This window comes from Pseudomonas sp. Sample_22 (assembly GCF_004307635.1).
GTDB lineage: Bacteria > Pseudomonadota > Gammaproteobacteria > Pseudomonadales > Pseudomonadaceae > Aquipseudomonas.
Genome location: NZ_RCNY01000060.1, coordinates 104,967 through 129,663, shown reverse-complemented (window position 1 = coordinate 129,663; position 24,697 = coordinate 104,967). Strand labels below are relative to the sequence as shown.

General features: G+C 59.7%; 20 protein-coding genes and 1 pseudogene. 12 read left to right on the top strand and 9 right to left on the bottom strand.

What is annotated here, in order from left to right; genetic code table 11:
- Positions 1 to 61 precede the first annotated feature (61 nt).
- Complete coding sequence (locus D8U73_RS15860; RefSeq protein WP_130905064.1) at positions 62 to 1,084, bottom strand: alpha/beta hydrolase; 1,023 nt, start codon at positions 1,082 to 1,084, stop codon at positions 62 to 64.
- A gap of 53 nt (positions 1,085 to 1,137) precedes the next feature.
- Positions 1,138 to 2,187, bottom strand: a complete 1,050-nt coding sequence (locus tag D8U73_RS15855) for an NAD(P)-dependent alcohol dehydrogenase (RefSeq protein WP_130905063.1) — start codon at positions 2,185 to 2,187, stop codon at positions 1,138 to 1,140.
- A gap of 165 nt (positions 2,188 to 2,352) precedes the next feature.
- On the opposite strand from D8U73_RS15855, the gene D8U73_RS15850 reads away from it, so the two are divergent.
- Positions 2,353 to 3,270, top strand: coding sequence for an AraC family transcriptional regulator (locus D8U73_RS15850; RefSeq protein ID WP_130905062.1), 918 nt, complete (start codon positions 2,353 to 2,355; stop codon positions 3,268 to 3,270).
- 239 nt (positions 3,271 to 3,509) lie between these two features.
- Here D8U73_RS15850 and D8U73_RS15845 read toward each other — a convergent pair.
- The 3 genes and pseudogenes from D8U73_RS15845 to D8U73_RS15835 all read right to left on the bottom strand — a co-directional run.
- Positions 3,510 to 3,653, bottom strand: a pseudogene (locus tag D8U73_RS15845) (AraC family transcriptional regulator); the annotation flags it as partial.
- Positions 3,654 to 3,763: 110 nt separating this feature from the next.
- Positions 3,764 to 4,927, bottom strand: coding sequence for a serine hydrolase (locus tag D8U73_RS15840; RefSeq protein ID WP_241668529.1), 1,164 nt, complete (start codon positions 4,925 to 4,927; stop codon positions 3,764 to 3,766).
- A gap of 179 nt (positions 4,928 to 5,106) precedes the next feature.
- On the bottom strand, positions 5,107 to 7,131 hold the full coding sequence (locus D8U73_RS15835; protein WP_347239000.1) for a DUF1302 domain-containing protein: 2,025 nt from the start codon (positions 7,129 to 7,131) through the stop codon (positions 5,107 to 5,109).
- A gap of 135 nt (positions 7,132 to 7,266) precedes the next feature.
- Here D8U73_RS15835 and D8U73_RS15830 point away from each other — a divergent pair, with 135 nt between their 5' ends.
- The 3 genes from D8U73_RS15830 (at position 7,267) to D8U73_RS15820 (ending at position 11,358) form a co-directional block, all read left to right on the top strand.
- Positions 7,267 to 8,814 (top strand): AMP-binding protein, encoded by a 1,548-nt coding sequence (locus tag D8U73_RS15830; RefSeq protein ID WP_130905059.1) that lies wholly within the window; start codon positions 7,267 to 7,269, stop codon positions 8,812 to 8,814.
- 13 nt (positions 8,815 to 8,827) lie between these two features.
- The gene (locus tag D8U73_RS15825; protein WP_130905058.1) at positions 8,828 to 9,991 is read left to right on the top strand and encodes an acyl-CoA dehydrogenase family protein; all 1,164 of its coding nucleotides are present in this window, start codon (positions 8,828 to 8,830) and stop codon (positions 9,989 to 9,991) included.
- Positions 9,992 to 10,101: 110 nt separating this feature from the next.
- On the top strand, positions 10,102 to 11,358 hold the full coding sequence (locus D8U73_RS15820; protein WP_130905131.1) for an MFS transporter: 1,257 nt from the start codon (positions 10,102 to 10,104) through the stop codon (positions 11,356 to 11,358).
- A 36-nt stretch (positions 11,359 to 11,394) separates the two neighbouring features.
- Here D8U73_RS15820 and D8U73_RS15815 read toward each other — a convergent pair whose 3' ends face one another.
- The gene (locus D8U73_RS15815) at positions 11,395 to 12,348 is read right to left on the bottom strand and encodes a LysR family transcriptional regulator (RefSeq protein WP_130905057.1); all 954 of its coding nucleotides are present in this window, start codon (positions 12,346 to 12,348) and stop codon (positions 11,395 to 11,397) included.
- 256 nt (positions 12,349 to 12,604) lie between these two features.
- Here D8U73_RS15815 and D8U73_RS15810 point away from each other — a divergent pair, with 256 nt between their 5' ends.
- Genes D8U73_RS15810 through D8U73_RS15800 form a run of 3 tightly spaced genes read left to right on the top strand, consistent with a single transcriptional unit; the run spans position 12,605 to position 14,605 of the window.
- On the top strand, positions 12,605 to 13,933 hold the full coding sequence (locus D8U73_RS15810; RefSeq protein WP_130905056.1) for a DUF1329 domain-containing protein: 1,329 nt from the start codon (positions 12,605 to 12,607) through the stop codon (positions 13,931 to 13,933).
- Positions 13,933 to 14,319, top strand: a complete 387-nt coding sequence (locus tag D8U73_RS15805) for a DUF202 domain-containing protein (RefSeq protein ID WP_130905055.1) — start codon at positions 13,933 to 13,935, stop codon at positions 14,317 to 14,319. The genes D8U73_RS15810 and D8U73_RS15805 overlap by 1 nt, the downstream gene beginning before the upstream one ends.
- Positions 14,312 to 14,605, top strand: a complete 294-nt coding sequence (locus tag D8U73_RS15800; protein WP_130905054.1) for a DUF202 domain-containing protein — start codon at positions 14,312 to 14,314, stop codon at positions 14,603 to 14,605. The genes D8U73_RS15805 and D8U73_RS15800 overlap by 8 nt, the downstream gene beginning before the upstream one ends.
- An 18-nt stretch (positions 14,606 to 14,623) precedes the next feature.
- Here D8U73_RS15800 and D8U73_RS15795 read toward each other — a convergent pair whose 3' ends face one another.
- Both D8U73_RS15795 and D8U73_RS15790 read right to left on the bottom strand, forming a co-directional pair.
- On the bottom strand, positions 14,624 to 16,585 hold the full coding sequence (locus tag D8U73_RS15795; protein ID WP_130905053.1) for an alkyl sulfatase dimerization domain-containing protein: 1,962 nt from the start codon (positions 16,583 to 16,585) through the stop codon (positions 14,624 to 14,626).
- A gap of 100 nt (positions 16,586 to 16,685) precedes the next feature.
- Entirely contained in the window at positions 16,686 to 17,603 is a 918-nt protein-coding gene (locus tag D8U73_RS15790) for a LysR family transcriptional regulator (protein WP_130905052.1), read from the bottom strand.
- An 80-nt stretch (positions 17,604 to 17,683) separates the two neighbouring features.
- Between D8U73_RS15790 and D8U73_RS15785 the strand changes: the two genes are divergently transcribed.
- The 5 genes from D8U73_RS15785 to D8U73_RS15765 are packed head-to-tail and all read left to right on the top strand — an operon-like array spanning position 17,684 to position 23,534.
- A complete protein-coding gene (locus D8U73_RS15785; protein ID WP_130905051.1) occupies positions 17,684 to 18,922 on the top strand; it encodes a 3-hydroxyacyl-CoA dehydrogenase in 1,239 nt (412 codons plus the stop codon).
- Positions 18,919 to 20,694, top strand: coding sequence for an acyl-CoA dehydrogenase C-terminal domain-containing protein (locus D8U73_RS15780; RefSeq protein WP_130905050.1), 1,776 nt, complete (start codon positions 18,919 to 18,921; stop codon positions 20,692 to 20,694). Before D8U73_RS15785 ends, D8U73_RS15780 begins: the two co-directional genes overlap by 4 nt.
- A 31-nt stretch (positions 20,695 to 20,725) precedes the next feature.
- The gene (locus D8U73_RS15775) at positions 20,726 to 21,889 is read left to right on the top strand and encodes an iron-containing alcohol dehydrogenase (RefSeq protein ID WP_130905049.1); all 1,164 of its coding nucleotides are present in this window, start codon (positions 20,726 to 20,728) and stop codon (positions 21,887 to 21,889) included.
- Positions 21,889 to 22,353, top strand: coding sequence for a thioesterase family protein (locus D8U73_RS15770; RefSeq protein WP_130905048.1), 465 nt, complete (start codon positions 21,889 to 21,891; stop codon positions 22,351 to 22,353). The genes D8U73_RS15775 and D8U73_RS15770 overlap by 1 nt, the downstream gene beginning before the upstream one ends.
- Positions 22,350 to 23,534 (top strand): acetyl-CoA C-acyltransferase, encoded by a 1,185-nt coding sequence (locus tag D8U73_RS15765; protein ID WP_130905047.1) that lies wholly within the window; start codon positions 22,350 to 22,352, stop codon positions 23,532 to 23,534. The genes D8U73_RS15770 and D8U73_RS15765 overlap by 4 nt, the downstream gene beginning before the upstream one ends.
- Before the next feature lie 109 nt (positions 23,535 to 23,643).
- Here the strand turns inward: D8U73_RS15765 and D8U73_RS15760 are convergent, their stop codons facing one another.
- Positions 23,644 to 24,558, bottom strand: a complete 915-nt coding sequence (locus D8U73_RS15760) for a LysR family transcriptional regulator (protein WP_130905046.1) — start codon at positions 24,556 to 24,558, stop codon at positions 23,644 to 23,646.
- Positions 24,559 to 24,697 lie beyond the last annotated feature (139 nt).

Genomic DNA, 24,697 nt, shown 5'->3' with positions numbered 1-24,697 from the left:
CGTCGTTGCCCCGAAGACGAGGCTACGAGAGAGGCGATGCCCGGCCAGGGCACCGATCAGGCTACTTCAGGTTGCTTTTGAAGAAGGTGGTCAACTTGGCGAATGGAATGAGGTTGACCCGGTCGTAGAGATCGACGTGATTGGCGCCAGGGATGATGACCAGTTCTTTAGGCTCCGCTGCACGCTTGTAGGCATCTTCACTGTATTCACGGGAGTGAGCCTCGGAGCCGGTGATAAACAGAAGCGGACGTGGCGAAATGGTCTCGATGTCTTCGAACGGGTAGAAATTGTAGAACTTCGCATTGGTGGTCAGCGTCGGCATGGTGGAAGTCTGCGGCGTTGCACCGGCAGGGGTTACTTCGCCGCGAGGTGTGCGATAGAAATCCACAAACTCATCGCCGATGGCGTTTCCGGTCAGTTTCAGCGGAGCTCCTGAAGTGTATCTAGTCGGGCCGCCAGTGAACTCCACATAACGCTGTTCTGCTGCCTCTGCCAATGCTTGGCGCTTCTGCTCCGGAGTCGTCGAATTATCAAGCCCTTTGCGGTATAGGTCACCATGGTTATACATGCTGACCGTGGCAATTGCTTTTAGGCGAGGGTCAATTTTGGCTGCACTGATTACAAAGGCACCACTGCCACAGATGCCAATGATGCCGATGCGCTCACGATTAACGAAAGACCGCGTGCCCAGGAAGTCCACGGCAGCGCTGAAGTCCTCAGCATAGATGTCGGGTGATACTGCCTGGCGTGGCAGGCCTTCGCTTTCACCCCAGAAAGACAGATCAATCGCAAGAGTTACAAAACCTTGTTCGGCGAGTTTTTGAGCGTAGAGGCTAGAACTTTGCTCTTTGACGGCGCCCATTGGGTGTCCAACGATGATCGCGGGGCTCTTGGCCTTGGGGTCAATTCCTTTGGGTATGTAGAGGTTACCAACCACGTTCATCTTGTATTGGTTCTTGAAGGTCACCTTTTCAGCGGTCACCTTATCGCTCTTGTAGAAGTTGTCAGCACCGTTAGACATATCAGCTCCCATTGATGAGAAAGAGGCGATTAGCAGCCACAGGGCGAGAAAGAATCTGTTCATCCGATATTTCTTCCTTTTGGATTGTGTCCGTTTGCGTTCTAGGATCAGAGCGTTCAACCAACCAATGTGGAGTTGTCGATCACGAAGCGATACTTGACGTCACCTTTGAGCATTCGCTCGTAGGATTCATTTATCTGGTCTGCTCGAACCAGTTCGATGTCGGCTACGATGTTGTGCTCGGCGCAGAAATCCAGCATCTCCTGTGTTTCAGGTATACCTCCAATCATCGAGCCGGCAATGGTTCGGCGCTTCATGATCAGGTTGAACACGTTGGGTGACGGATGCGGCGAAGCCGGCGCGCCGACTAGCGTCAGCGCACCATCGCGCTTGAGCAGAACCAAAAAAGCATCAAGATCGTTTGGGGCTGCGACGGTGTTGAGAATGAAGTCGAAACTCTTGGTATGTGCAGCCATTTCTTCAGGGTTGCGCGATACAACGATCTCATCGGCGCCTAACTCCTTTGCTGCTTCGCGCTTGGATTCAGAGGTGGTGAACGCCACGACGTGGGCGCCCATCGCATGAGCCAGTTTGATACCCATGTGGCCCAGGCCACCGATTCCGACCACACCAATTTTTTTTCCTGGGCCGGCGTTCCAGTGACGCAGAGGAGAGTAGGTGGTGATGCCCGCGCACAGCAGAGGGGCGACGGCAGCTAGTTGAGCCTCGGGATGTCGAATGCGCAACACGAAGCGCTCATGCACCACGATATTTTGCGAGTAGCCGCCCAACGTCCAGCCAGGTGCATCCGGTGTCGGGAAGTTGTAGGTGCCAACCATCTCATCGCAATAGTTTTCCAGGCCGGTGTCACAGTCATCACAGTGCTTACAGCTGTCGACAACGCAGCCGACACCAACCAGGTCGCCGACTTTGAAATCCGCTACATGTGCACCCACCGCCGATACGCGACCGACAATTTCGTGCCCAGGTACACAAGGAAATTGCGTGCCTGCCCACTCAGCGCGCACTTGGTGCAAATCCGAATGGCAGATGCCACAGAAGGCGATATCGATCTGAACATCATGGGCTGCCGGTTCGCGGCGGTTGATCTGCAACGGTTCAAGGGGTTTGTCGCCAGCGTGAGCGCCATAGGCTTGTACAAGCATGGGAGAGACCTCAAAGGATTTGTCGGATGGACATTTTCCCGGTCTACCAATGCTCTCTGTAGTGCATTCCGCTTGATTACTTGCCTGATTCTATGAGTCTCTGTTTTTTGGCAGGACGGACAGGTGCTGGCGAGTTAGAGTTCAGTGAAGAGGTACAAGACGAACATGACGATCAAATACGACCGCGCTCCTCAACAGACATCGCCACAAGAAAGGCTTGCGCAGTTCATCGCCGCGCAGATCTCGAAACCAGGGGATTACGGAACGGCCATTACAGGTCTCGGCTTCTTCAGGCGCGAACATCCAGCACCGCCCATCGTCTGCATGGTTGAGCCAAGCATCATCCTCATCGCCCGGGGCGAGAAACAGCTGTGGGTAGGTGGCGAGGGCTACCTTTATGACACATCGCGGTTTCTGATTACCTCATTGGACTTGCCTGCCAATTCAGAAGTGCTGACGGCAAGTCCGGAACAACCGTGCTTAGGGCTGACGTTGAAACTCGATCTGCGCATGCTGGCTGAGTTGATAGCGCAAAGTGACCTGCCACCGACCCGTGATCGATCCGTTGCGAAGGGGGTAGGAATTGGTTCAGTGTCCCCTGCGATACTGGCCTCATTCGAGCGCTTATTGGCACTGCTCGAAGAGCCGGAGTCCATCCCTGTTCTCGCCCCCTTGATCCAACGCGAGATTCACTACCGTCTCTTGCAGAGTGATCAGGCGAGCCGGCTTCGACAAATAACTTCGGTCGATGGCCAAGGTTATCGGATCGCGAAAGCCATCGATTGGCTGAAGTTGAATTACACCTCGGCGCTTCGCGTCGATGAACTTGCGGCCCGTGTGCAGATGAGTGCGCCGACCTTTCACCACCACTTCCGCCAACTCACCGCAATGAGCCCCTTGCAGTACCAAAAGTGGCTGCGACTGAATGAGGCAAGGCGATTGATGCTCAATGAGCACCAGGATGTATCCGGTGCGGCCTTCAAGGTCGGATATGAAAGCCCCTCTCAGTTCAGCCGGGAATACAGCCGTCTGTTTGGTGTACCCCCTAAGAGGGATATTGCGATGCTACGAGGTCAGGGGTAGGGGGGCGAAACTCCTGCTATTTGCCCTCACGGGCGATCGGTGTAATTCGCGCGTCATGAGCACCGCAAGCGTCATGTTGATGAACTCTTCATTCTTGCTGATTGTGTCCAAAGCACCGCGCACGTTACCGGCAACCTCCGCTGAGCCATGCTGCTCAACCCAAAGCGTTAGTTCCATGATCGCGGCTTCGAGGGCGAGTTGGTTCTGATTAACAATAAAGGGGACGGATCTATTTTTTTGATCTGCGCTTCCTGGGCCAGGGCTTCTACATCCAGATGCTCGTGGTAACAGCTGTGGATTTTGTGAATGGCGCGCGTCACCTTACCGAATTGGCCCTGCTGGGCGATGGCGGCGCGTAGGGTGCCGCCTTGTTCGCCGGTGAGGAAGAAGAAAGGTGACGGATTCATTTGCCCTGGTTATCACTAAACCCGCAACCGACCAATGGCTACCTGCCGAAAAAGCAACTCCCCAACCCATCATCCATACCCGGATTTCAGTCCCTCAACTGCGCCAATACCGCATTGACCATGTTGTTGAACGTAACCGGTGAATCGATCACCCGGGCAGCAACCTTTGCTTCGCCATCGGCACTGGTGGCACGCCTGGCTTGGTCGGCGGTGGAGGACAATTTTACGATGACGACCTCGCGCTTCGGGTTGATGTAGATTTTTTGTCCAAAACGTCCACTGGCCTCCACCGATCCTTCACCATCATTTCGCTGAAACCAATAGTTGCGGTAGGCGTAGCCAGGCCGGCCTGGGGCGAGGTTGCCTTGAGCGAAAATCGTTGGGTCACCCGGCTGGAAAGTACTGCGCACGGCCTGGTTGAAACTGTCGCTGCTCGGCGTTCGGGCCAGCTCTCGGCGTACCAGTTCGGCGAAGCGCGCAGTATCGCGAAGGTTACTGCTGATGCCGCCGCTGGCCATCTCGGTGCCCAATTCGTCGATCTGGACATAGGCATCTTCCTCGGCGAAGCGCGACCAGATGCGTTGCTGGACCAGTTGCGCCCAATTCATTCCGGATATACGCCGCATGGCCCAGGCCATCGCCTCGGGCGAACCGTTCTGGTAAAAAAATCTGCCTTCGCCAGGGGTCATTTGCGCGATTTTCAGAAAGGCATAGATATCGCCGGGCATTGTTGCGTTACGCGGGATCAACCCGGTCGCGGCGAACAGGCCGAGGTCAGGTGGCACCGCTTCGGGGTATGCCACGGCTACCTGCATATCAAGGTTGGCCTGTACCGTGGCCTCGCCGAATGGCGTACCGCTCAATTCAGGGACATAACTGGCCAGTTTCGCCTGGGGGTCGAGCGTGCCTTCGGCGATGAACTGTGCCGCTAAAAGGCCGGTGACCGATTTGGTCATCGAAGCCCAGATGTGTGGCTGGCCGGGTTCGAATCCTTCAAGGTAACGCTCAAAGATTACGTTGCCGCGCTGTAGCACGATCAGCCCATCGGTCGAGGTATCTTGCAGGTAACGGGCGAGTGTCAGGTCCTCTTCGCCGGCCTTGAAAGTGACCTGGTCGAGATCGCGCGTTGCAGCGTCGAGCAACGACAGGGGGTGGGCAGCACGACCGATGCTGCGCGTCGCGGACACTTCACGGGCGTGACGCATTGACCAGCGCAGGAAGGGCGGTTGGAAGGCGTTGACTTTGTTCACACGAAACTCCAGTGCAGGTGGAAAACCTTGCATGACGCCGTTATCGGTCGGGGCATTTGCCGCGAGAGCCGGACAGGTTGCGCTGCTGAGCAGAAGCGCTACCCCCAGTACGAGATTGGCTGTGGACTTGGCAGATGCGGGCTGGGTGGGACATTTGGGCATTGTGGTTTCCTTTACGCTTAGAAGGTGGCACCGACACCGATCGAAACGAAGTCGCGATCGCCACGCGTACCGTAGGTGCCATCGATGTAATCGGTGTAAGACAGGCTCATCGAATACTTGCTCATGAACGTAGCGTCCAGGCCGAGGCTGACGGAGCGCGAACCTTCGTTGAAGGCCGAGCCGTCGCCTGGCGAGTAACCCTTTACGTCATGCGACCAGGACAGGTTGGGTCGCAGGTCCAGCCCCTGCATCACGCCCGAATAACTCCAGGTCGCCCGCATCCGATACCCCCAGGAGAACGGTGTGACGAAGCCTTCATCGTTGCAATATTCAGGGCTGTTCGAGATCGACAGGCAGACGTTGTTGTCTATCAGCTCGCCATTGTTATAGGCCCCGGAGCGGCCATAGCGTGGTCCGTTATTCCCCTCAAGGCCGCCGACATAGGTGGCGCCGATCTCACCGACCAGCAGCACTTGATTGGCGCCCATGACCTGGCCGAAAGAGTGCATCGCCGAGACCTGCGCCTGGGTGACTTCCTTGCGCCGATAGCCATTGAACAATGTTGAGTCGGTGGTTGGTCGCTGCCCGGGTTCGGACAAAGGGCTGCGACCGTTGGCGTTAAGCAGCGATTGCAGCACGTCAGTGCCATTGAGTTGCACGGGCATATTCGGGCGATAGCTCAGCTCGCCCTGAAGCGCCGTGCCGGTGCGCAGGGTGGTGGAAAATGTCGCGCCGTACAGGCGGATATCCTCAGGGTATTGTGCGAGATACTGGGAAGTGCCCATGCGCAACGCGCCTGCCAGGGACTGGCCTGAACTGGAAGCCAGAAAGGCGCCGCAGCCGGCCGATGGCACCCCAAGGTTGCTGCACAGCTGGGGAGCGAAACCGGTATTGCTGTAATAGGGGCTGCTGACCGTTCCCAGATAAGGCGATCGGCTGTGATAGTTGGCGGCGTAAACACCGAACTCGGCATCCAGCGGCGTGACGTACCAGCGAATCGACAAGCCCCACTGGCCGCTGTCGCGAGCATCCTGATCGCCCGCTCGAGGAATGCGTACACCTTCCTCGTTCATGACCACGCCGAATGGCCCGAGGCCTCGATTTGCCGCTGAGAGGTTGACCTGCCGACCGCCGACGTCAAGGCTCTCGCAACCTTCGGGTATGAAATCATTGCCCGAAAAGAATGTGCCGCAATTGTCCAGTTGCGTCTGTTCCCAGTCCAATTGATAGAAGGCGTCAAAGGACAGTGCTTCGTTGATGTTCTGTGTCACGTACAGCAAGTTGACCGGCACCAGCGCGTCCTTGACCTCCGAACCTGGTCGGCGCAGCGCGGCCTGGTTAAAGGGGTTGACGACGTTCAAACCGCCCTGGATAAAAATGCTCTCGCCCCAGTTCACCACTTGTTTACCCAAGCGTGCCGAGCCTGGCTCACCGTTTATGTCGTAGAAGTAATAGGCGAATGCATCGAGCAGTTGGGAGCCTGCGGTCTTTGCCGATGTCTTGCGATTGTTGTCGTCGATGTTCTTGAAGCGTTGGTTGTGATCGCGCTGCGCCGTGTCGTACCAGTAGGTTCCGCGCACGAATATGCCCAGGTTGTCGAGTTTGAGTTCCAGGTCATGGGTGCCTTTGAATATCGTCGAGAACACATCCCCGGATCGATAATTACGCCGCCCGTCATTGCCGTTGGCGGCCGCCACCTGCAGCTTGTCCGGATTGGCTGTGCTGACGCCGACACCTAATGCCAGTGCCGAATCGAATTGGCCTTCAATTTCACCGAGTTCAAATTGCATGGCATCAACGGGTGCGACGAGAAGACTGCACGACAGTAGTAGCAGTGATGAGCGAAACCGGTGGGCAAGGATAGCGTTCACTCTTAACCTCTTATTGTGCTTATTAGAGAGTGAGGGGGTGGGACAACTGAACGAACATCCGGGCGATTGACTGCCGTTGGCTGGTTCGTTGTCGGTCGCGAGGGATAATAGGTAGGCGGCGGATCCGCTCACAAATAGCGTCTTTGGATTGTTGCCATAACACTTTGGCATGGCTACGCGGGCGTTTGAGACGACAAGTAGAGCCAGCTAAAACCGCTATACCCGGCATCAAGAACTGATATTACGTTTGCCGTTGCGCCGCTGTTTAGGATCGTTCCGGTCTTAACTGTCGACGAGAACAACAACGTGAACCTTGGAAAAATAATCAGTCGAAGTGCCAAGTATTGGCCTGAGCGAATGGCCGTCATTGATGTCAACACGCGAGTGACCTTCGCTCAGCTTGAACAGCGTACAAACCAGCTTGCCTCGGCGTTACTGGGCCTGGGCATCACCCTTGGCGAGCACGTCGCCATCCTCGCCGAGAACCGGGTTGAACTGGTCGAAGCCGAAGTCGCGTTCTATAAGGCCGGCCTGGTGAAGGTGCCCGTCAATGCGCGCCTGTCACTGGACGAGGTCATCCAGATCATCAACGACTCTTGCAGCGTCGCGCTGATCACCACGCCTGTATTTGCCCAGGCCTTGACTGCCCGCCGGGCTCAGGTCCCCGCGTTGCGTCTGATCGTGGCGCTGGGAGATGAGGGCGGTGATGTCGCCTACTCGGCACTGCTGAGCCAAGGCGACAATAAACCGGTCAGTTGCGACCCGTCGGACGACGCCCTGGCCGTGTTGCATTACACCTCCGGCAGCTCCGGTGTGCTGAAGGCCGCCATGCTCAGCGTCGGTAATCGCAAGGCGCTGATCCGCAAGAGCATCGCCAGCCCCACCCGGCGTGCCGCGCCGGGCGATGTCATGGCCCACGTCGGGCCGATCACCCATGCCAGCGGCATGCAGTTGATGCCGTTGCTGGCGGTTGGCGCCTGCAACCTGTTGCTGGAACGCTACGACGATCAACTGCTGCTCGAAAGCATTCAGCGTGAACGCGTCACCCGGTTATTCCTGGTGCCCGCGATGATCAACCGAATAGTGAATTTCCCGGGCGTGGAGTGCTACGACCTCAGCAGCCTGAGCCTGGTCATGTACGGCGCTGCACCGATGGCACCTTCTCTGGTCAAGCGCGCCATCGAAGTGTTCGGGCCGATCCTGGCACAAGGTTATGGTGCCGGCGAAACCTGTTCGCTGGTCACGGTACTGACCGAGCGGGACCACCTGTGCGAAAACGGCGACTATCGACGCCTCGCCTCCTGCGGGCGCTGTTACTTCGAGACCGACCTGCGGGTGGTCAACGAGGACTTCCAGGATGTGAAGCCGGGCGAAATCGGCGAGATCGTGGTCAAGGGACCGGACATCATGCAGGGCTACTGGCGCGCGCCAGAGCTCACCGCCGAGGTCATGCGCGATGGTTACTACCTAAGTGGCGACCTGGCGACGGTGGATGATCAGGGTTATGTGTTCATCGTCGACCGCAAGAAGGAAATGATCATTTCCGGGGGCTTCAACATTTATCCGACGGAAGTCGAACAGGTGCTCTACAACTTGCCTCAAGTCTTCGAGGCGGCGGTCGTCGGCGTGCCGGACGAGCAGTGGGGCGAGTCGGTGCGAGCCGTCATCGTACTCAAGCCGGGCACCGCACTCAGTGAGCTCGAGGTTATCGAACACTGCGCGCGAAACCTGGCCGGGTTCAAGAAACCCCGTGCTGTGGATTTTGTCAGCGAACTACCGAAGAACCCCAACGGCAAAGTGGTTCGCCGTCTTATTCGCGATGCCTACTGGCAAAACTGCGACCGTCGCATCTGAGGAGGAGATCACCATGTATCAGCCAAGTGAAAAAGCCAGCCAAATCATCGAGGCCATCGGTGGCTTCATTCGCGACGAAGTTCTGCCCCTTGAACAACGCGCAGGCCTGAGTTGGGCCAAGCCCCATCCTCGCGATGTGCTGCAAGAGGTCTGGCAGCGCTCCTGCGACCAGGGTTTTTACAACATCATGCTGCCCGAGGCCATCGGCGGCGCCGGGCTGAACGTTTCAGACCTGTGTGCAGTGAAGGAGGCCACGGTACTGAGTGGTTCCATGCTGGCTCCGCACATCCTTGGCGAACTGTCCGGTCCGCCGCGCATCGGGCATCTGTTCAAGGTCGCCAGCCCCTGGCAGATCGAGTCTTTCCTGCAGCCGGTGTGCCGTGCCGAGAAGGCCGTGTGCTTCGCGCTGACCGAGAGTGAAGCCGGCTCCGATGCAACGGCGATCAAGACGATTGCACGCCGTGACGGTGAAGAATATGTGCTCAACGGTAGCAAGCGTTTCATCTCGGGTGCGCCCTATGCCGATATCGCGGTGCTGCTCGCCGTTACCGGACCAGGCGGTGGCGCCCAGGGGATTTCGGCGTTCTTCATCGATCTGAAGGCGCCAGGCGTGCGCATAGAGAGCGACTATGCGGTGATGTCCGGCGGTGGCGCCCATGGCGATATCTTCCTGGACGAAGTACGGGTGCCCGTGGCCAACCGCATTGGCGAGGAGGGGCAGGGATTCAAGCTGGCGATGGGGCGGATCACCCTTAATCGCTTGCTGCATTGCCCGACTTTGCTGGGCCTGGCAGGCTTGGCGCTGAACCTGTCGATCGACTACGCCCGAACGCGCAAGCAGTTCGGCCAGCCGATCGCAATGTTCCAGTCGATCAACCACATGATTGCCGACATGGCGACCGAGTTGCATGCTGCGCGCAGCATGGTCTATGCGACAGCCGCGGTGAATGATGCCGGTGGGGATATCCGTACTCAGGCACCCATGTGCAAGCTATTCGTGTCCGAGACGGCTTTCCGTATCGCCGACCGCGCGGTGCAGATTCACGGCGGAGCGGGGCTGCTGCGCGGCAATCCGGTTGAGTGGATTTTCCGCGCGACCCGTATGATGCGCATCCTCACCGGCACCAGTGAAATTCAGCGTAACACCATTGCCAAGGGCGTTCTGATGCCTGGCTAGCAGTGCCCGCCGCACGTCCGGCCGCACCTGGCCGGACGCTCTGACAAGAACAATAACGAGAGACAATCATGACCCACACTCAAACCCCCGCACGTCTGGGCACGGCCTGGATGGTTGCGGTACTGCTGGCACTGCTGATGCTGGTCAACTTCCTCGACAAGGTCGTCATTGGCCTGGTTGCAGTGCCGATGTCCAAGGAGCTTGGCCTGTCACCGACCGAGTTCGGTCTGGTAGGTGGCGCACTGCACTGGTTCTTCGCGATTTCCGCAGTGATCGGCGGCTTCGTCGCCAATCGCCGCCCCACGCGTACCCTGCTGTTGGGCATGGGCGCGTTCTGGGCGCTCATTCAACTGCCGATGCTGTTTGTCACCTCCTTGTGGGCAATCGTCGCCTGTCGTGTGCTGCTGGGCATCGGCGAAGGGCCGGCGTCGCCGGTAGCCACCCACGCCTTGTACAAATGGTTTCCCAACGACCGTCGCAACCTGCCGGTCGCACTGCTGCATACCGGCAGTGCCTTTGGTTTGCTGGTCGCCGGTGCGATGATCCCGTGGATCAGCGTGCATTACGGATGGCGCATGAACTTCATCGTCCTCGCTGCAATCGGCGCAGTCTGGTGCGTGTTGTGGTGGCTGCTGGGACGTGAAGGCACGCTGGATCGCATTCGCCCCGGCCAGCTTGCGCAGGACGAGGAGCGCGTACCTTATAAAAGATTGCTCACGGACAGCACGGTACTGAGCAATTACCTCTGTCATTTTGCTGCCAATTGGTCGTTGGCGCTGACGCTGACCTGGGTGCCGAGCTATCTGGAGAATGGCCTGGGTATCGATCCGATCATGACCGGCCGGGTGTTTGTGCTGTTCGTAGTTGTCACCACGCCGCTGAGCCTGTTCATGGCCTGGTTATCGCAGCGCATGATGCGCGGCGGCATGGCGACGCGCTGGTCACGAGGTGCGTTCGTTTCGATCTGTCTGATTGCCAGTGGTCTTCTGAGCGCCGCGCTTTTCCTGCCGGGGCTGTCGAGCATCGAGCGGATCGTCTGCCTGACATTCAGCGGCGGCCTGGCACTGGTGATGTATTCGGTGGGGCCGGCCATGCTCGCCGAGTTCACGCCCGGCAGCCAACGCGCAGGCATTCTGGCGATTGGCAACGGCATCGCTTCGCTGGCCGGTTTGTCGGCGCCTGTGGTCACCGGGATTTTGGTGCAGGGCGCGGGCGCCGAGCACCCGGCCGGCTACGGGGAGGGGTTCCTGGTCTGCGGCGCGGTGTTGGTGGTCGCGGGGCTGATCGGGTTGTTCCGGATGGATCCTCAGAAAACCCGGGAGCGGCTGCATCAGGTTGTCGGTGTCGCAGCGCCGCGGGTCAGTTGACACCGCCGGGCGCTGCGCCATTGAGGCGCAGCGCCCTCAGCGATGGACCTGGCTCAAGTCTTCCTCGGGCGTGCGCTCGATCAAGCTGCCTTTCCAGCGGGCGTCGACCACAGCCTCGATGAGTAGACCGCGCACCAGATCACGCATGCACGTTGCCGCAAACGACAGCGGCTTATGCTGCGAATAGGCCAGGGAAATGGTTCGGGTAATCCGTGGTTCCACGATCAGCCGGGCCGATATCGGTTCCAGCAGTTCCGTCAGCGGCGGCCAATTGCTGATGGTCGCCGCCAACCCGGCGCGCACCAGGCTGCTGATGCCGGGCGCTGACTGCTGTTCATAGCTTGAATCGAGCGTCACCCCGGTTTCCATCGCCGCTTGCTCGATACGCCGGCGCAGGTGCAGGGCGCGCGGCGGCATTACCAGTCGGGTCGCCGCGGCTTCAGCCAGAGTAATGGGCGAGTTGTCAGCCTCTTGCGCAGGTGTGCCTACCCAATACAGGTCTTCGGTGAACACCGGTTCGGCAATGACATGTTCCAGCTCTTCAGCGTTTGGCACGACCCCGAAATCCACTTTGCCCAGTTCGATCGCCTGGCCGCCTTCGCGACTCAGGCCATCCCAAATCGTTAGCTTGATCCCCGGAAACTTGGCCTGTGCCTGCGTGATGATGGTGGGCAGCAGCAGAGCCGACGCTGTCGCGGGTATGGAAATAGACACATGACCCATCGGGTTGCCCTGGCTCGATTTGAGTTCGTCCTTCACCGAGTCGAGCTTCTGAATCACCGATCGAGCCACTTCGTACAACTGTCGGCCGGCATCGGTCAATTCAATGCCGTCGTGCTGGCGGGCCAATAACTGCATGTCCAGTTCGCTTTCCAGTAAACCGATCTGGCGGCTCAGGGCAGGCTGGGCGATGAACGCCCGGCGTGCGGCATTGGAGAAGCTTCCCGCTTCTGCAATGGCGATCAAGTAACGCAGCTGTTTCAAGGTCATGGGCAAATCTCTGGCTATGCCGAACTGATATGGCAACTATCTGAAGACGCTATTTGTCGGGGCCCAAGGCCCTACTTAGTATCCATTGATACTCAACAAGAGGCTATCGGAACCCCCATAAAGATTAACCCTTCCACCTGCCCCGTCATGCGTTTGAAGCGCAATCGGTGGGGCATGCATTTGTTCACTCTCTGATAAACACAATAAGAGGTTAAGAGTGATGACAACCCGTACCCGAGGTTTTTTTCGGTCGTCGATGGCCCCCGTTTCCTGCTGTCTGTTGCTGGGAATGTCATGGGCGACGACAGCGCTGGCCACAGGCGAGTTGCCCCCGGACCTGACGCCCATCGGTGCCCAGCGAAGTGCTTCCCCTGACGGTCGAATCCCGGCCTGGCAGGGTGGTCTGACGGCAGCACAGCAACGCTTGGAAAGTAACGGCACGCCGATCGACCCCTTCGCCGACGAGCGACCGCTGTACGAAATCACTGCGCGCAATTACAAGCAGTATGAGGACCAACTGTCGGCCGGGCAGATCGCTTTGCTCAAGAAGTTTCCCGAGACGATGAAACTGCCGGTCTATCCCACCCATCGCAGTGTCGCCGTCCCTGCGCCGCTTGCCGCATCGGCCGCTCGCAATGCTGAGTTCGCGCAACTGGCGGATCAGGGCAATGGCCTGCACGGCTTTGCCGGGGCGATCGCTTTCCCTGTTCCGCGCAATGGCCTGGAGGTCATCTGGAATCATCTGACGCGCAACCGCAACGCCAATTACAGCCTTGTCTCGGACAGCGTGACGCCGTTGGGCAACGGACGCTTCACCCTGATGAGCGCACGTCAGGAATTCGCCCGCCCGGACGGGCTGCCGGACGCAGGGGCCGACAATATCCTTTACTACTTCACTTACCGCATGACCGCGCCGTCGCGGCTTGCCGGAGATGCAATGGTGGTGCATGAAACGCTCGACCAGGTCGCCGAGCCGCGACTGTCCTGGGTCTACAGTTCCAGCCAGCGACGGGTCAGGCGTGCTCCGGGTATCGACTATGACACCACCGGACCCGGGACGGCGGGCCTGCGCACGGCCGACAGTCGTGACATGTTCAACGGTGCGCCGGATCGTTACGACTGGCATCTGGCAGGCAAGAAGTTGCTGCACGTTCCCTATAACAGCTATCGCCTGGCTTCACCCCACCTGCGCTACAGCGAGCTGATTCGCCCAGGGCATGTCGACCCCGTACCTACCCGCTACGAATTGCACCGGGTGTGGGAGGTCGTGGCGACCCTCAAACCCGGTGCCCAACACATCTACGCCAAACGTCATTACTACATCGACGAAGACACCTGGGCGATTCTCGAGGCTGACCTCTACGATCAACGGGGAACGTTGTGGCGCACGTCCGGGGCGCACAGTTTTTACCACCCCGGTGGTGAGGCTGCAGTCAATGCCATGGAGGTCACCTATGATTTGAAGAGCGGCCGTTATCACGTTTCGGGTTTGATCAATGAGCAGCGCAAACCTTATGTCTTCAATCTGCCGACCAGCCTTTCATACTTTTCACCGGGCGCATTGCGCAGCTTCGGTGTGCGCTGATGGGCATGCAGCAAAAGCGCCGTACCTTGACTGAAACCCTGTTGGGCGCAGGTGAGTCGCCTGATCCGCGATTCACGCTGGCCAATGAGCGCACCTTCCTCGCCTGGATTCGCACCTCACTGGCGCTGCTTGGGGGAGGGATCGCCGTCGAAGCACTCGCCGGGGAGGTCTTCGAACCTCGGCTACGCATGGTCATGGCGATCAGTTTGATGTTACTGAGTCAGTTGGTGAGCATCGGTGCATGCGTGCGCTGGCTGAAGGTGGAGCGAGCGCTGCGTCAGCGCCAGCCGCTGCCTCTGCCGGCGCTCGCACCACTGCTGGCATTGGGCTGTTTAACCGCGGTCGTGCTGATCGCCAGCGTGCTTTGGCCCCGTTGGCATGGGTGACCCTGGGCTGCAGGCGGAGCGCACCGAATTGGCATGGCGAAGGACGCTGTTGGCGTTGCTGGTGGTGTTGGTTCTGGCGGGGCGGGCCGGTGACCAGGTGTCGGTGGGGATGGGCGGTGTCGTCGCGCTGACTTTGCTTGCAAGGCAAGGCCGCCGTTATCGTCAGGGATTGGCGATGCTCCAGTCGGAGCGGGCAGCGCCAGCCTCGCGGGCGATCCTGGCACTAGGCATGTCGGTGTGTTTGCTCGCGCTTATCGGCATCATCGGGCTGCTGAGCGGCGCCTGAGGCGCCGCCCACGCGGGCTCAAGGTGTGACGATGTTGAAACGTGCGTCCGCTTCCTCCAGTCCACCCATGAAGCGCAGGAATTTAACCCGTTCACCCTCGATCGTGATATCGCCCAGCGTTGCTTCCTTGATAAAACCCGTCTGCTTGAGTGCGATGCGATCCAGCGTCGATTTTTTCATGCTGATTTGCACGTCGGCCTGGTCATGCCGTGCAAGGTCGCGGTGGGTGAGTACACCATTGCGCAGGGTCAAGGCGTAATCCTCGTTCAGATCGGTGAAACGCCAGTTGATGGTCAGGTCGTTGTCGGCCGCTTTCAGTGCATCGACTCGAACGCCGAGGTAATCGAAAAACATCGTCGGTGTCAGCGCCCGCACCATGTCGTCGGTATTGCCGCCGCTGCCGGTGGCGGCTGCTACGCCATCGCGCAGTTCCTGAGCGCCGCTCAAGTAGGCATTGCGCCAGGTGGCGTTCTCGCTCTGATAGCCCAGTTGCTCCAGTGCATCGGCCTGCAATTGGCGCGCAGCGGCGTTGTCGGGCTCGGCGAATACCAAATGGTTGGTCAATTGCGCCACCCAGCGATAGTCCCCTTCGTCAAAGGCTTTACGCGCGTGGCTCAGGACCTGGTCGGCACCGCCCATGGCAGCGACGTATCGCTTGCCAGCCGCTTGGGGCGGCAGCGGATTGAGGTTCGCCGGGTTGCCGTCATAGAAACCCATGTAACGCTGGTACACGGCGCGCACGTTGTGGCTCAACGAGCCGTAGTAATCGCGGCTGTACCACTTGCTGGCCAAGCGCGGCGGCAACGAGCTCAGGGTCTCGGCGATTTCCATTGGCGTCTGGCCCTGATTGATCAGGCGCAGGCTCTGGCTATCGATGAATGCATACATGTCGCGCTGGTCAGCCAGATAATCGCGTATCTGTGCGCTACCCCAAGTGGGCCAGTGATGCTGGGCAAAAACCACCTCGGCCTGATTGCCGTAACGCACCAGGGACTCGTCAAGGTAATGCGCCCAGATCTTCGGGTCGCGAACCAGTGCACCGCGCAAGGTCAGCACGTTGTGTTGGACGTGAGTTGCGTTTTCGGCCATGCACAGCGCCTTGAACCGTGGGAAATAGATGTTCATCTCGGCCGGCGCCTCGGTGCCAGGCGTGAGCTGGAATTCGACTTCAATGCCCTCCAGGGTCAGGCGTTCCAACGGCTTGCTGATTTCCCGGGTGGGGGCGATCAGGCTGACCGTCGCGTTCGCCGGCACGCCCTTGCCCAGCCCGGCGTCGACCTGGCCCCGCTCACCGCGCGGCAGCCCGGCGCCGTACATGTATTGGGCACGACGTTTCATCGCCGGTCCGGCCAACACGTTCTCGCCGATGGCGTGCTCAAAAAAACCTTGGGGTGCGATAACCTGAACCTTGCCGGCCTTCACGTCCGCTTCGTCGATCACCCCACGCACCCCGCCGAAATGGTCGACGTGCGGGTGGGTATAAATCACCGTAGTCACTGGTTTGCGCGGACGATGCTTGAAGTACAGTTCCAGGCCGGCTCTGGCGGTTTCCACCGCCAGCAGCGGGTCGAGCACGATGAGCCCGTTATCGCCCTCGACAATGGTCATGTTCGCCAGGTCCATGCCACGAATCTGATAGATACCCTCGGTGACCTTGAACAGACCGGCAAGCGTATTGAGCTGTGCGATGCGCCACAGACTCGGGTTGACGGTCGCAGGCGCGTCTGTGCGGTTCAGAAACGCGTATTGCTTCAAATCCCAGACTGTTTTGCCCCCCGCATTACTGACGACATCCTCATACCGCTCGATCAGGCCCCGCTCAGCGGCCTCGAAATCTCCACGATCGGCGAAAGGCAGTCGCTGCAGCCATTGCTGGTTGTTTTGCAGAGTAATGGTTGTCGCATCCTTGGCAGGCGTGGCGGCGAGACTCGTCAGCGGTACCAGCAGGGCGAGAGTGAGCAAAGGCTGTGAAAAACGCATGGAGCAGTCCTTGTTATTGTTCGGGCGATCCACTCTAAGGAGCGGTTCGAGTCGCAGCCAATACCAGAGCGGCATGCCAGCCATCGCATTGGGTAATGGCTCAGCCCGGTTGAATGGCCAGGATTTGCGCCTCGAGCCAGGTCAGCGCCGGGTCGTGCTGGCGATGGGTCAGGCGTACCAGCTCTAGATCGAAGGGCGGTAGCGCGAACGGCAGTTCATACAGCTTCAGCGGCAGCAGCCGGGCGAACTGCTGCGCCAGCAGCGTCGGCAACACAACACAGAGTTCGGTCGCGGCCACCAGGTGTGCGGCTTGCAGGTAATTAGGCGTGGTGTAGACGATCTGTCGCACGAGGTTCTGCTCGGCCAGCCATTGGTCGACCATGCCGCGGGTCTGGCCACCATGAACCCAGACGTGGCGCAATTGCAGGAAACGCTGCAGATCCAGGCCGTCACTCAGTCGCGGATGGTCCTGACACACCGCGACTCGCAGGGTTTCGGTGCGCCAGAGCTGGCGAGTGAAACGTGCCGGTACGTGATCGAAACGACCCAGCACCATGTCCAGTTCGCCTCTGTCCAGCGCCTCGGCGGGCAGGCTGGGACTTAGGTGGGCAACATCAATGCGCAGGTGCGGCGCCTGCGTCTGCAGGCTTGCCAGCAAGGACGGCATGCACAGTTGTTCGACGAAGTCGGTCAGGGCAATTCTCAATTGACGATGGCTGCGCAGTGGGTCGAACGCGTCACCGGTGGACAGCGTTTGCTCGATTTGTTGCAACGCGGCGCGAATAGGCCCTTCCAGCGCGAGCGCTCGAGGGGTCGGGCACATGCGCCGACCGACGCGCACCAGCAGGGGGTCGCCCAGCATATCGCGCAAGCGCGCCAGGGCGTTGCTCACCGTGGGTTGGGTCAACGCCAGGCGTTGCGCTGCGCGCGAGACATTCTGCTCACGCAGCAACATGTCGAACACGCGCAGCAGGTTCAGATCAAAGTTTGAAGTATTCATGCACAGAATATATGGCATATGAAAATGAAATTTCAAAAATACTTGAAGCCTGCTTAGGGTGTCGGCTGTTCATTTTTCCCAATGCAGGAGCACCGCGTGTGAGCACCCCTTTCGATATCCAGCAGGTCGCCGTGATCGGCGCCGGCACCATGGGCCGGGGCATCGTCATCAGTCTGGCCAGCGCCGGGTTTCCGGTGCTGTGGCTGGAGAGCAATACCCAGACACTCGACGCGGGCCTGTCGATGATTGAGCAAACCTGGTCGCAGCAGGTGGGTAAACAACGCATCACGCAGGTCGAGGCGCACGCCAATCTCGAGCGAGTACGCCCGGTACAAAGTTACGCGGCGCTGGCAGAAGCGGACCTGGTGATCGAAGCGGTGTACGAAAGCCTGGAGCTCAAACAGGAAATCTTCCGCGCGCTGGACGCGCACCTCAAGCCCACGGCGATCCTGGCCAGCAACACCTCGGCGCTGGACATCGACGCGATTGCGGCGGTCACCGGGCGTTCACCGCAGGTGTTGGGTCTGCATTACTTCAGTCCTGCCCACATCATGAAACTGTTGGAGATCGTTCGTGGCAAGGACACCGACAGCCGAGTGCTCGAAGTGGCCCGCAGGCTCGCCCAGCGTACCGGCAAAGTAGCGGTGGTGGCGGGCAATTGCCCCGGTTTCATCGGCAACCGCATGCTGCGCAGCTATGTGGCCGAGGCACGAAAATTACTCCTGGAAGGCGCATTCCCTCAGCAGGTGGACGAGGTGCTGCAGCAATTTGGTTTCGCCATGGGCCCGTTCCGCATGTATGACGTGATCGGCATCGATCTGGAGTGGCGCGCGCGTCAACTGGCCGGGCAGGGCATGGACGCCCCCTTGGTGCAAGTCGACAACGCCTTGTGCGAACTCGGGCGCCTGGGTCAGAAAAGCGGTGCCGGGTATTACCGCTATGCTCCCGGCAGTCGCCAGGCCGAGCATGACCCACTGGTGGACGAATGGGTGCTTAAGGTATCTCAGGGGCTGGGCTACCGCCGCCGCGACATCGACGCACGGGAAATCCTTGATCGCTGCCTTTTGGCACTGGTCAATGAAGGCGCGAAGATCCTCGAAGAAGGCATTGCGGCCAGCAGCCATGACATCGATCAGGTATGGCTCAACGGTTATGGCTTTCCGATTGAAACCGGCGGACCGATGCGCTGGGCGGATGGGCAGGGCATGAATTCCCTGCTGGCTCGACTGGAACGTCTGCAAGGTCTTTTCGGCGAGCATTGGCATCCTGCCGGACTGATCTCCCGATTGATGGCCAGCGGCAAACACTTTGCCGATGTCGGGGAGGGCCGCGTATGAACTACCAGGCACCGCTGCGCGATATGCGCTTCGTATTGCATGAACTGTTCGATGTCACCGGGCACTGCCAACACCTGGGTCTGGACCTGGACCGCGACACCCTTGACGGCATTCTGGAAGAGGCGGGGCGCTTCACCGCAGAGGTGATAGCCCCGCTCAACCGCAACAGCGACGAGCAAGGCTGCCAGTTGCTCGGTAATGAAGTCCGCACGCCGGATGGCTTTCGCGAAGCCTATCGTCAATACGTCGATAACGGTTGGGCGAGCATGACCGGGCCGATGGCCTACGGGGGACAAGGCTTGCCGCAAATGGCGTCGGCCTGTTTCCACGAGATGTTAATGGCGGCGTCGTTGTCGTTTCGGATCTATTCCGGGTTGACCGAAGGCGCGGTCCTGGCCGTGCACCGCCATGGCAGCGACGCGCTCAGGCAAACCTGGCTGGGCAAGATGGTCAGTGGCGAATGGACCGGCACCATGTGCCTTACCGAGCCTCAGGCCGGCACGGACCTGGCGTTGTTGCGCACCCGCGCGCAGCCTCACGCCGACGGCAGCTATCTGATCACCGGCAGCAAGATTTTCATCAGCGGTGGTGAGCAGGACCTGACTGACAACATCATTCATCTGGTGCTGGCACGCTTGCCCGATGCCCCGGCGGGTGTGAAAGGCATCAGTCTGTTTCTGGTACCCAAAATCCTTGCCGATGGCCGGCGCAATGCGCTGAGCTGTGGCGCGCTGGAACACAAGATGGGCATCAAGGGCGCTTCGACTTGCGTCATGAATTTCGACGGTGCCCAGGGCTGGCTGGTCGGCGAGCCGAATCAAGGCCTGTCCTGCATGTTCACCATGATGAACGACGCACGATTCCAGGTCGGGTTGCAGGGACTGGGGATCGCTGAAGCCGCTTTCCAGGGCGGCCTGGCCTACGCCCGTGAACGTCTGCAGTCGCGCTCGCTGACCGGTGCAGTGGCGCCAGACAAGGCTGCCGACCCAATCATTGTTCATCCGGATGTGCGTCGCATGTTGCTGACGCAGAAGTCCCTCACCGAGGGATGCCGGATGCTGGGCGCCTACACCGCACGGCAACTCGATCTCGAGCACGGTGCGCCAGAACCCGATGATCGTCGCGCAGCCATGCGCCGCGCTGCGTTTCTGATCCCGATCGTCAAAGGGTTCTTCACCGATGTCGGCCAGGAAGTCGCCAGCCTCGGCGTGCAACTGTATGGCGGGCATGGCTACATCCGCGAATGGGGCATGGAACAGTTGATGCGCGACAGCCGCATCACCCAGCTCTATGAAGGCACCAATGGCATCCAGGCGCTGGACTTGGTCCGGCGCAAGCTGATGGGCGATGGCGGTGCCGAATTGCACGCGCTGATCGATGAGCTCGCTCAGCACGTCGAGGCTGCGGGCTATCTACCCCAGCTGCAGGACATGGCGGGTGCAGTCAGTCAGCGTCTTGAGCAATGGCGAGAGTTGGGCAAGACCATCATCGACGCCTGCCAGCGGGATCCGCAGGAAATCGGCGCGGTCTCTGTGGACTTCCTCGCCTATTCGGCTTACGTCCTGCTGGCCGGGCTATGGCTGCAGGCCGCGGTTCGAGCGGGTGAAACCCTGGCTAACGGGACGGGTGAAAACGCCTTTTATCAAGCCAAGCTACAGACTGCCGAATTCTACTGGCGGCGCGTATTACCCCGTGCAAGCGCACACCGGGAAGCCTTGTTGGGTGGCGCGAACTGCTTGATGGCCATGCCAGCGAGCGACTTCAGTTGCTGAAAACCTATAACAACAATCAGGAGTCGCGGACATGCAGCCTTTCAGCTTTGCCACTACGGCGCAGATTCTATGCGAAACCGGCGCCGTGCAGCGTCTTGCCAATCTGTGCAGGGAACGCGGCGCGCGCCGTGTCTTGATAGTCACCGACCCGGGTATTGCTCGCCTGGGCATGCTCGATGATGTGTTGCCCGGTTTCACCCTCGCAAAAGTTGCCGTGGCGATCTTCAGTGACGTGACGGCGGATCCGAGTCAGGCCTGCGTGCTCGCCGCCGTTGAACGGGCCCGGCATGTCGGTGCCGACCTGATCGTCGGCTTTGGCGGCGGCAGTTCGATGGACGTGGCCAAACTGGTCGCGCTGCTGGCGCATCCGCAGTGCACTCAACCGATCACCGAGCTGTATGGCGTCGACCAAGCCAAGGGCCAGCGCTTGCCGCTGATTCAGGTGCCGACGACTGCCGGGACCGGCTCGGAGGTGACCCCCATCGCGATCGTCACCACCGGTGAAACCACCAAGATGGGCGTCGTCTCGCCGTTACTGTTGCCGGATCTCGCCGTACTCGACGCCGTCTGTACGTTAGGTTTGCCGCCTGCCGTGACGGCGGCCACGGGCATCGATGCCATGGTGCATGCGATCGAGGCCTACACCAGCAAGCTCAAGCGCAATCCGCTGTCCAGCCTCTTGGCGCGAGAGGCGCTACGGCTTTTGGCCTGCAACCTCGACCAGGCCGTGTACAACGGCGGCAACCTGGGCGCGCGCCAGGCGATGTTGCTGGGTGCCTGCCTGGCCGGCCAGGCATTCGCCAACGCGCCGGTGGCGGCGGTGCATGCGCTGGCGTACCCGCTGGGCGGGCACTTTCACATTCCTCATGGGCTGGCGAATTCGCTGGTGCTGCCTCATGTGCTGCGCTTCAACCTGCCGGTAGCGATGGCGGACTACGCCGAACTCGCTCTGCCTTTGCTGGGAGAAAGGTTGCAGGCAGGTGATCACCATTCTCGCGCCGATCAATTTGTCTCTGAGTTGGCGCAATTGGGATCTCGTTGCGAATTACCGACCACGCTGCGTGCGGTTGGTGTTCCCAGAGAAAGTCTGGCCCAACTGGCCCGTGACGCGATGCAACAGCAGCGTCTGCTCGTGAACAACCCGCGCACACTCACCGAAGCCGACGCGTTGGCCATTTATGAAGCGGCATATTGATGACCGACCTCAGGCAGCGTGCCGGCTATCGGCACTTCACAACGATCAACACCCGTTGGCACGACAACGACGTGTATGGGCACGTCAACAATGTCGTCTTTTACGGTTTCTTCGACACTGCCGTGAACAGCGTCCTGATCCAGCAGGGAGGGCTGGATATCCACGCAGGTCCGGTGATCGGCCTGGTGGTGAGCTCCGGCTGCGATTACCACGCGCCGGTTGCGTTCCCCGAGCCCATCGAAGTGGCACTGGCGGTCAGCAGACTGGGTAACAGCTCAGTGCATTATCAACTTGCGGTGTTCCGTGAAGGCCAGGCACTGGCCTGTGCGACCGGGCGTTTCGTGCATGTGTTTGTTGACCGTATTCAACGCCGCCCGGCGCCGATTCCCGAACGGCTGCGCCTGGCACTGACTGAGCTGGTCAGCGACTGCCAGCCCTCATCGAACAAGGAACTTGAACCATGAAAGACGCCGTGATTGTTTCCACTGCTCGCACACCGATCGCCAAGGCGATGCGTGGCGCATTCAATGACCTCAAGTCGCCCAGTATGACGGCCATTGCCATTCGCGCAGCAGTCGAGCGTGCTGGCATCGAACCAGGCCAGATCGAAGACCTGGTGCTGGGTACGGCCATGCAGAGCGGCACTGCGGCCATCAACCCGGCGCGTTTGTCGGCCCTGGCCGCAGGCTTGCCCATTTCGGTCAGTGGGCAGACGATCGACCGCCAGTGCGCATCGGGCCTGATGGCCATTGCCATCGCCGCCAAGCAGATCATCGTCGACGGCATGCAGGTGACCGTTGGTGCCGGGCAAGAGCAGATCAGCCTGGTGCAGAATGCTCACAATCAAATGGCGAGCGAGGCGTTCGATGCCAACGTGCTGCGCATGAGCGAGCATGCGTACATGCCAATGCTACAAACGGCCGAACTCGTTGCGCGCCGGTATGGCATCAGTCGGCAAGCGCAGGACGCCTATGCGCTTGAGTCTCAGCAACGCACCGCGGCGGCGCAGGAAGCTGGTGTTTTCGCCGACGAAATTGTTCCGGTCAAGGCACGCAAGCGAGTCGTTGACAAGGAGAGCGGGGCGGTGAGCTATCAGGATGTCACGCTTGTCCAGGATGAAGGCAACAGGCCGACAACCCAACTCAGCGATCTGCAAGGACTCAAGCCGATAGTGGAGGGCGGTAGTGTCACGGCCGGCAATGCCAGTCAGTTGTCCGACGGCGCCAGCGCCTGCGTTTTACTTGAGGGGGCAGTGGCTGCGCGATCAGGCATTGCACCCTTGGGCCTGTATCGAGGGATCGCAGTCGCCGGACTGGCGCCAGAAGAGATGGGTATCGGCCCTGTACTGGCAGTGCCCAAGCTGCTCCGTCAGCACGGGTTGAAGGTGGACGATATCGGCTTGTGGGAATTGAACGAGGCGTTTGCCTGCCAAGTGTTGTATTGCGCACAACAGTTGGGGATCGATCCGGCGAAACTGAACGTCAATGGCGGCGCAATTTCCATTGGGCATCCCTACGGCATGAGCGGCGCGCGAATGGTTGGGCACGCGTTGCTGGAAGGAAAGCGGCGGGGGGTGAAGTTCGTGGTGATAACGATGTGCGTGGGTGGTGGCATGGGAGCAGCGGGATTGTTCGAGGTTTTGTAACCCAAACCCGAACATGGGCTGCCAGCATCAGCAACCAAGCCGATCAGTTGGATCGGCTTTTTTGTGTGCTTTAGTAAAACTGTTCAAGTCAGCGGCCGTTCGAGATTGGTCACAGCGTGGTGGTCTGTCCATTGCGATCCAGTTCATACACTTTATTGCCCTGCAGTTTCTCTTTCAGCCAGCGTCCAGCCTTGCCCAATGGCCGTTGGCGCATCCATAAAAGGTCGACGCCAATTTGCCAGTCGGTGTGCGGGTAGGCCGAGAGGGGTAGTTCTACCAGTTCGCCCCTGGCCAGTTCGCGCTGGATGAGTTGACGGGGCAGGGTGGCCCAACCGAGCGCCGCGCGGACCATTTCCAGCAACGCGAGGTAGTTCTCCGCTTGCCACAATTGCGTCGAGCGCAGGTATTCGCTGCTGGGCAGTTTGTTCGCGTGCGCGCTGAATGCCAGGCGTCGATGCACGTGCAGGTCATCGAACGTAACGGTGTCGAGCTGTGCCAGCGGATGATCGGGATGGCAGACGTGCAGCATGATCAATTTGCCCAATTGCTGGAACGCCAGTTCCTTCGGGTAGCCCGGTTGAGAAAACGCCACGCCAAGCTCCGCCTCTCCACTGCTGACCAGTTCACTGACGTCACCGTGCACCGGGTGGCGGATGATCAGGTCGACGAAGGGAAACGCCTGCTCGAAGGCCTTGAGCACCGGCATGATTGGCCCGTAGGGCGTTTCGATAGCCAGGGTCAGGCTGGGTTCGACGTTATCCGACAGGCATTCGGCGTGTGCCTCGAAGGTCATGCAGCGTTCGAGCACGGCTTCGGCCTGGATCAACAGTTTTTGGCCGCTGGCGGTGAGGGCAGGGCTGCGGTTGGTGCGGTCGAACAGATCAACGCCCAAATCGGTTTCGAGATTGGCAATCGCTGCGCTGATGGTCGATTGCGTCTTGCCCAACTTGCGTCCAGCGGCGGAGAACGAACCGCTTTTGACCACTTGGGAAAACATCTGCAGTTGATCGAATGAGAAGCGCAATCGGTTTACTCCTGGTCGAACGTGGCGGTTTGAACATCAAGACGAGTGCTTGAGTGTGCCGCTTGTACGCCATCGAAAAAAGCGATGGTTGCTAATTTGTTTCATCGTTAAAAACGCTCGAGTATGGCCTAGCGTCAAT

Bases quoted from the DNA above. Each gene is read 5' to 3' on its own strand.
- D8U73_RS15860 (WP_130905064.1), bottom strand. From the start codon at position 1,084: ATGAACAGATTCTTTCTCGCCCTGTGGCTGCTAATCGCCTCTTTCTCA.
- D8U73_RS15855 (WP_130905063.1), bottom strand. From the start codon at position 2,187: ATGCTTGTACAAGCCTATGGCGCTCACGCTGGCGACAAACCCCTTGAA.
- D8U73_RS15850 (WP_130905062.1), top strand. From the start codon at position 2,353: ATGACGATCAAATACGACCGCGCTCCTCAACAGACATCGCCACAAGAA.
- D8U73_RS15835 (WP_347239000.1), bottom strand. From the start codon at position 7,131: ATGCCAAAGTGTTATGGCAACAATCCAAAGACGCTATTTGTGAGCGGA.
- D8U73_RS15825 (WP_130905058.1), top strand. From the start codon at position 8,828: ATGTATCAGCCAAGTGAAAAAGCCAGCCAAATCATCGAGGCCATCGGT.
- D8U73_RS15820 (WP_130905131.1), top strand. From the start codon at position 10,102: ATGGTTGCGGTACTGCTGGCACTGCTGATGCTGGTCAACTTCCTCGAC.
- D8U73_RS15815 (WP_130905057.1), bottom strand. From the start codon at position 12,348: ATGACCTTGAAACAGCTGCGTTACTTGATCGCCATTGCAGAAGCGGGA.
- D8U73_RS15810 (WP_130905056.1), top strand. From the start codon at position 12,605: ATGGCCCCCGTTTCCTGCTGTCTGTTGCTGGGAATGTCATGGGCGACG.
- D8U73_RS15805 (WP_130905055.1), top strand. From the start codon at position 13,933: ATGGGCATGCAGCAAAAGCGCCGTACCTTGACTGAAACCCTGTTGGGC.
- D8U73_RS15800 (WP_130905054.1), top strand. From the start codon at position 14,312: ATGGGTGACCCTGGGCTGCAGGCGGAGCGCACCGAATTGGCATGGCGA.
- D8U73_RS15795 (WP_130905053.1), bottom strand. From the start codon at position 16,585: ATGCGTTTTTCACAGCCTTTGCTCACTCTCGCCCTGCTGGTACCGCTG.
- D8U73_RS15790 (WP_130905052.1), bottom strand. From the start codon at position 17,603: ATGCCATATATTCTGTGCATGAATACTTCAAACTTTGATCTGAACCTG.
- D8U73_RS15780 (WP_130905050.1), top strand. From the start codon at position 18,919: ATGAACTACCAGGCACCGCTGCGCGATATGCGCTTCGTATTGCATGAA.
- D8U73_RS15775 (WP_130905049.1), top strand. From the start codon at position 20,726: ATGCAGCCTTTCAGCTTTGCCACTACGGCGCAGATTCTATGCGAAACC.
- D8U73_RS15770 (WP_130905048.1), top strand. From the start codon at position 21,889: ATGACCGACCTCAGGCAGCGTGCCGGCTATCGGCACTTCACAACGATC.
- D8U73_RS15765 (WP_130905047.1), top strand. From the start codon at position 22,350: ATGAAAGACGCCGTGATTGTTTCCACTGCTCGCACACCGATCGCCAAG.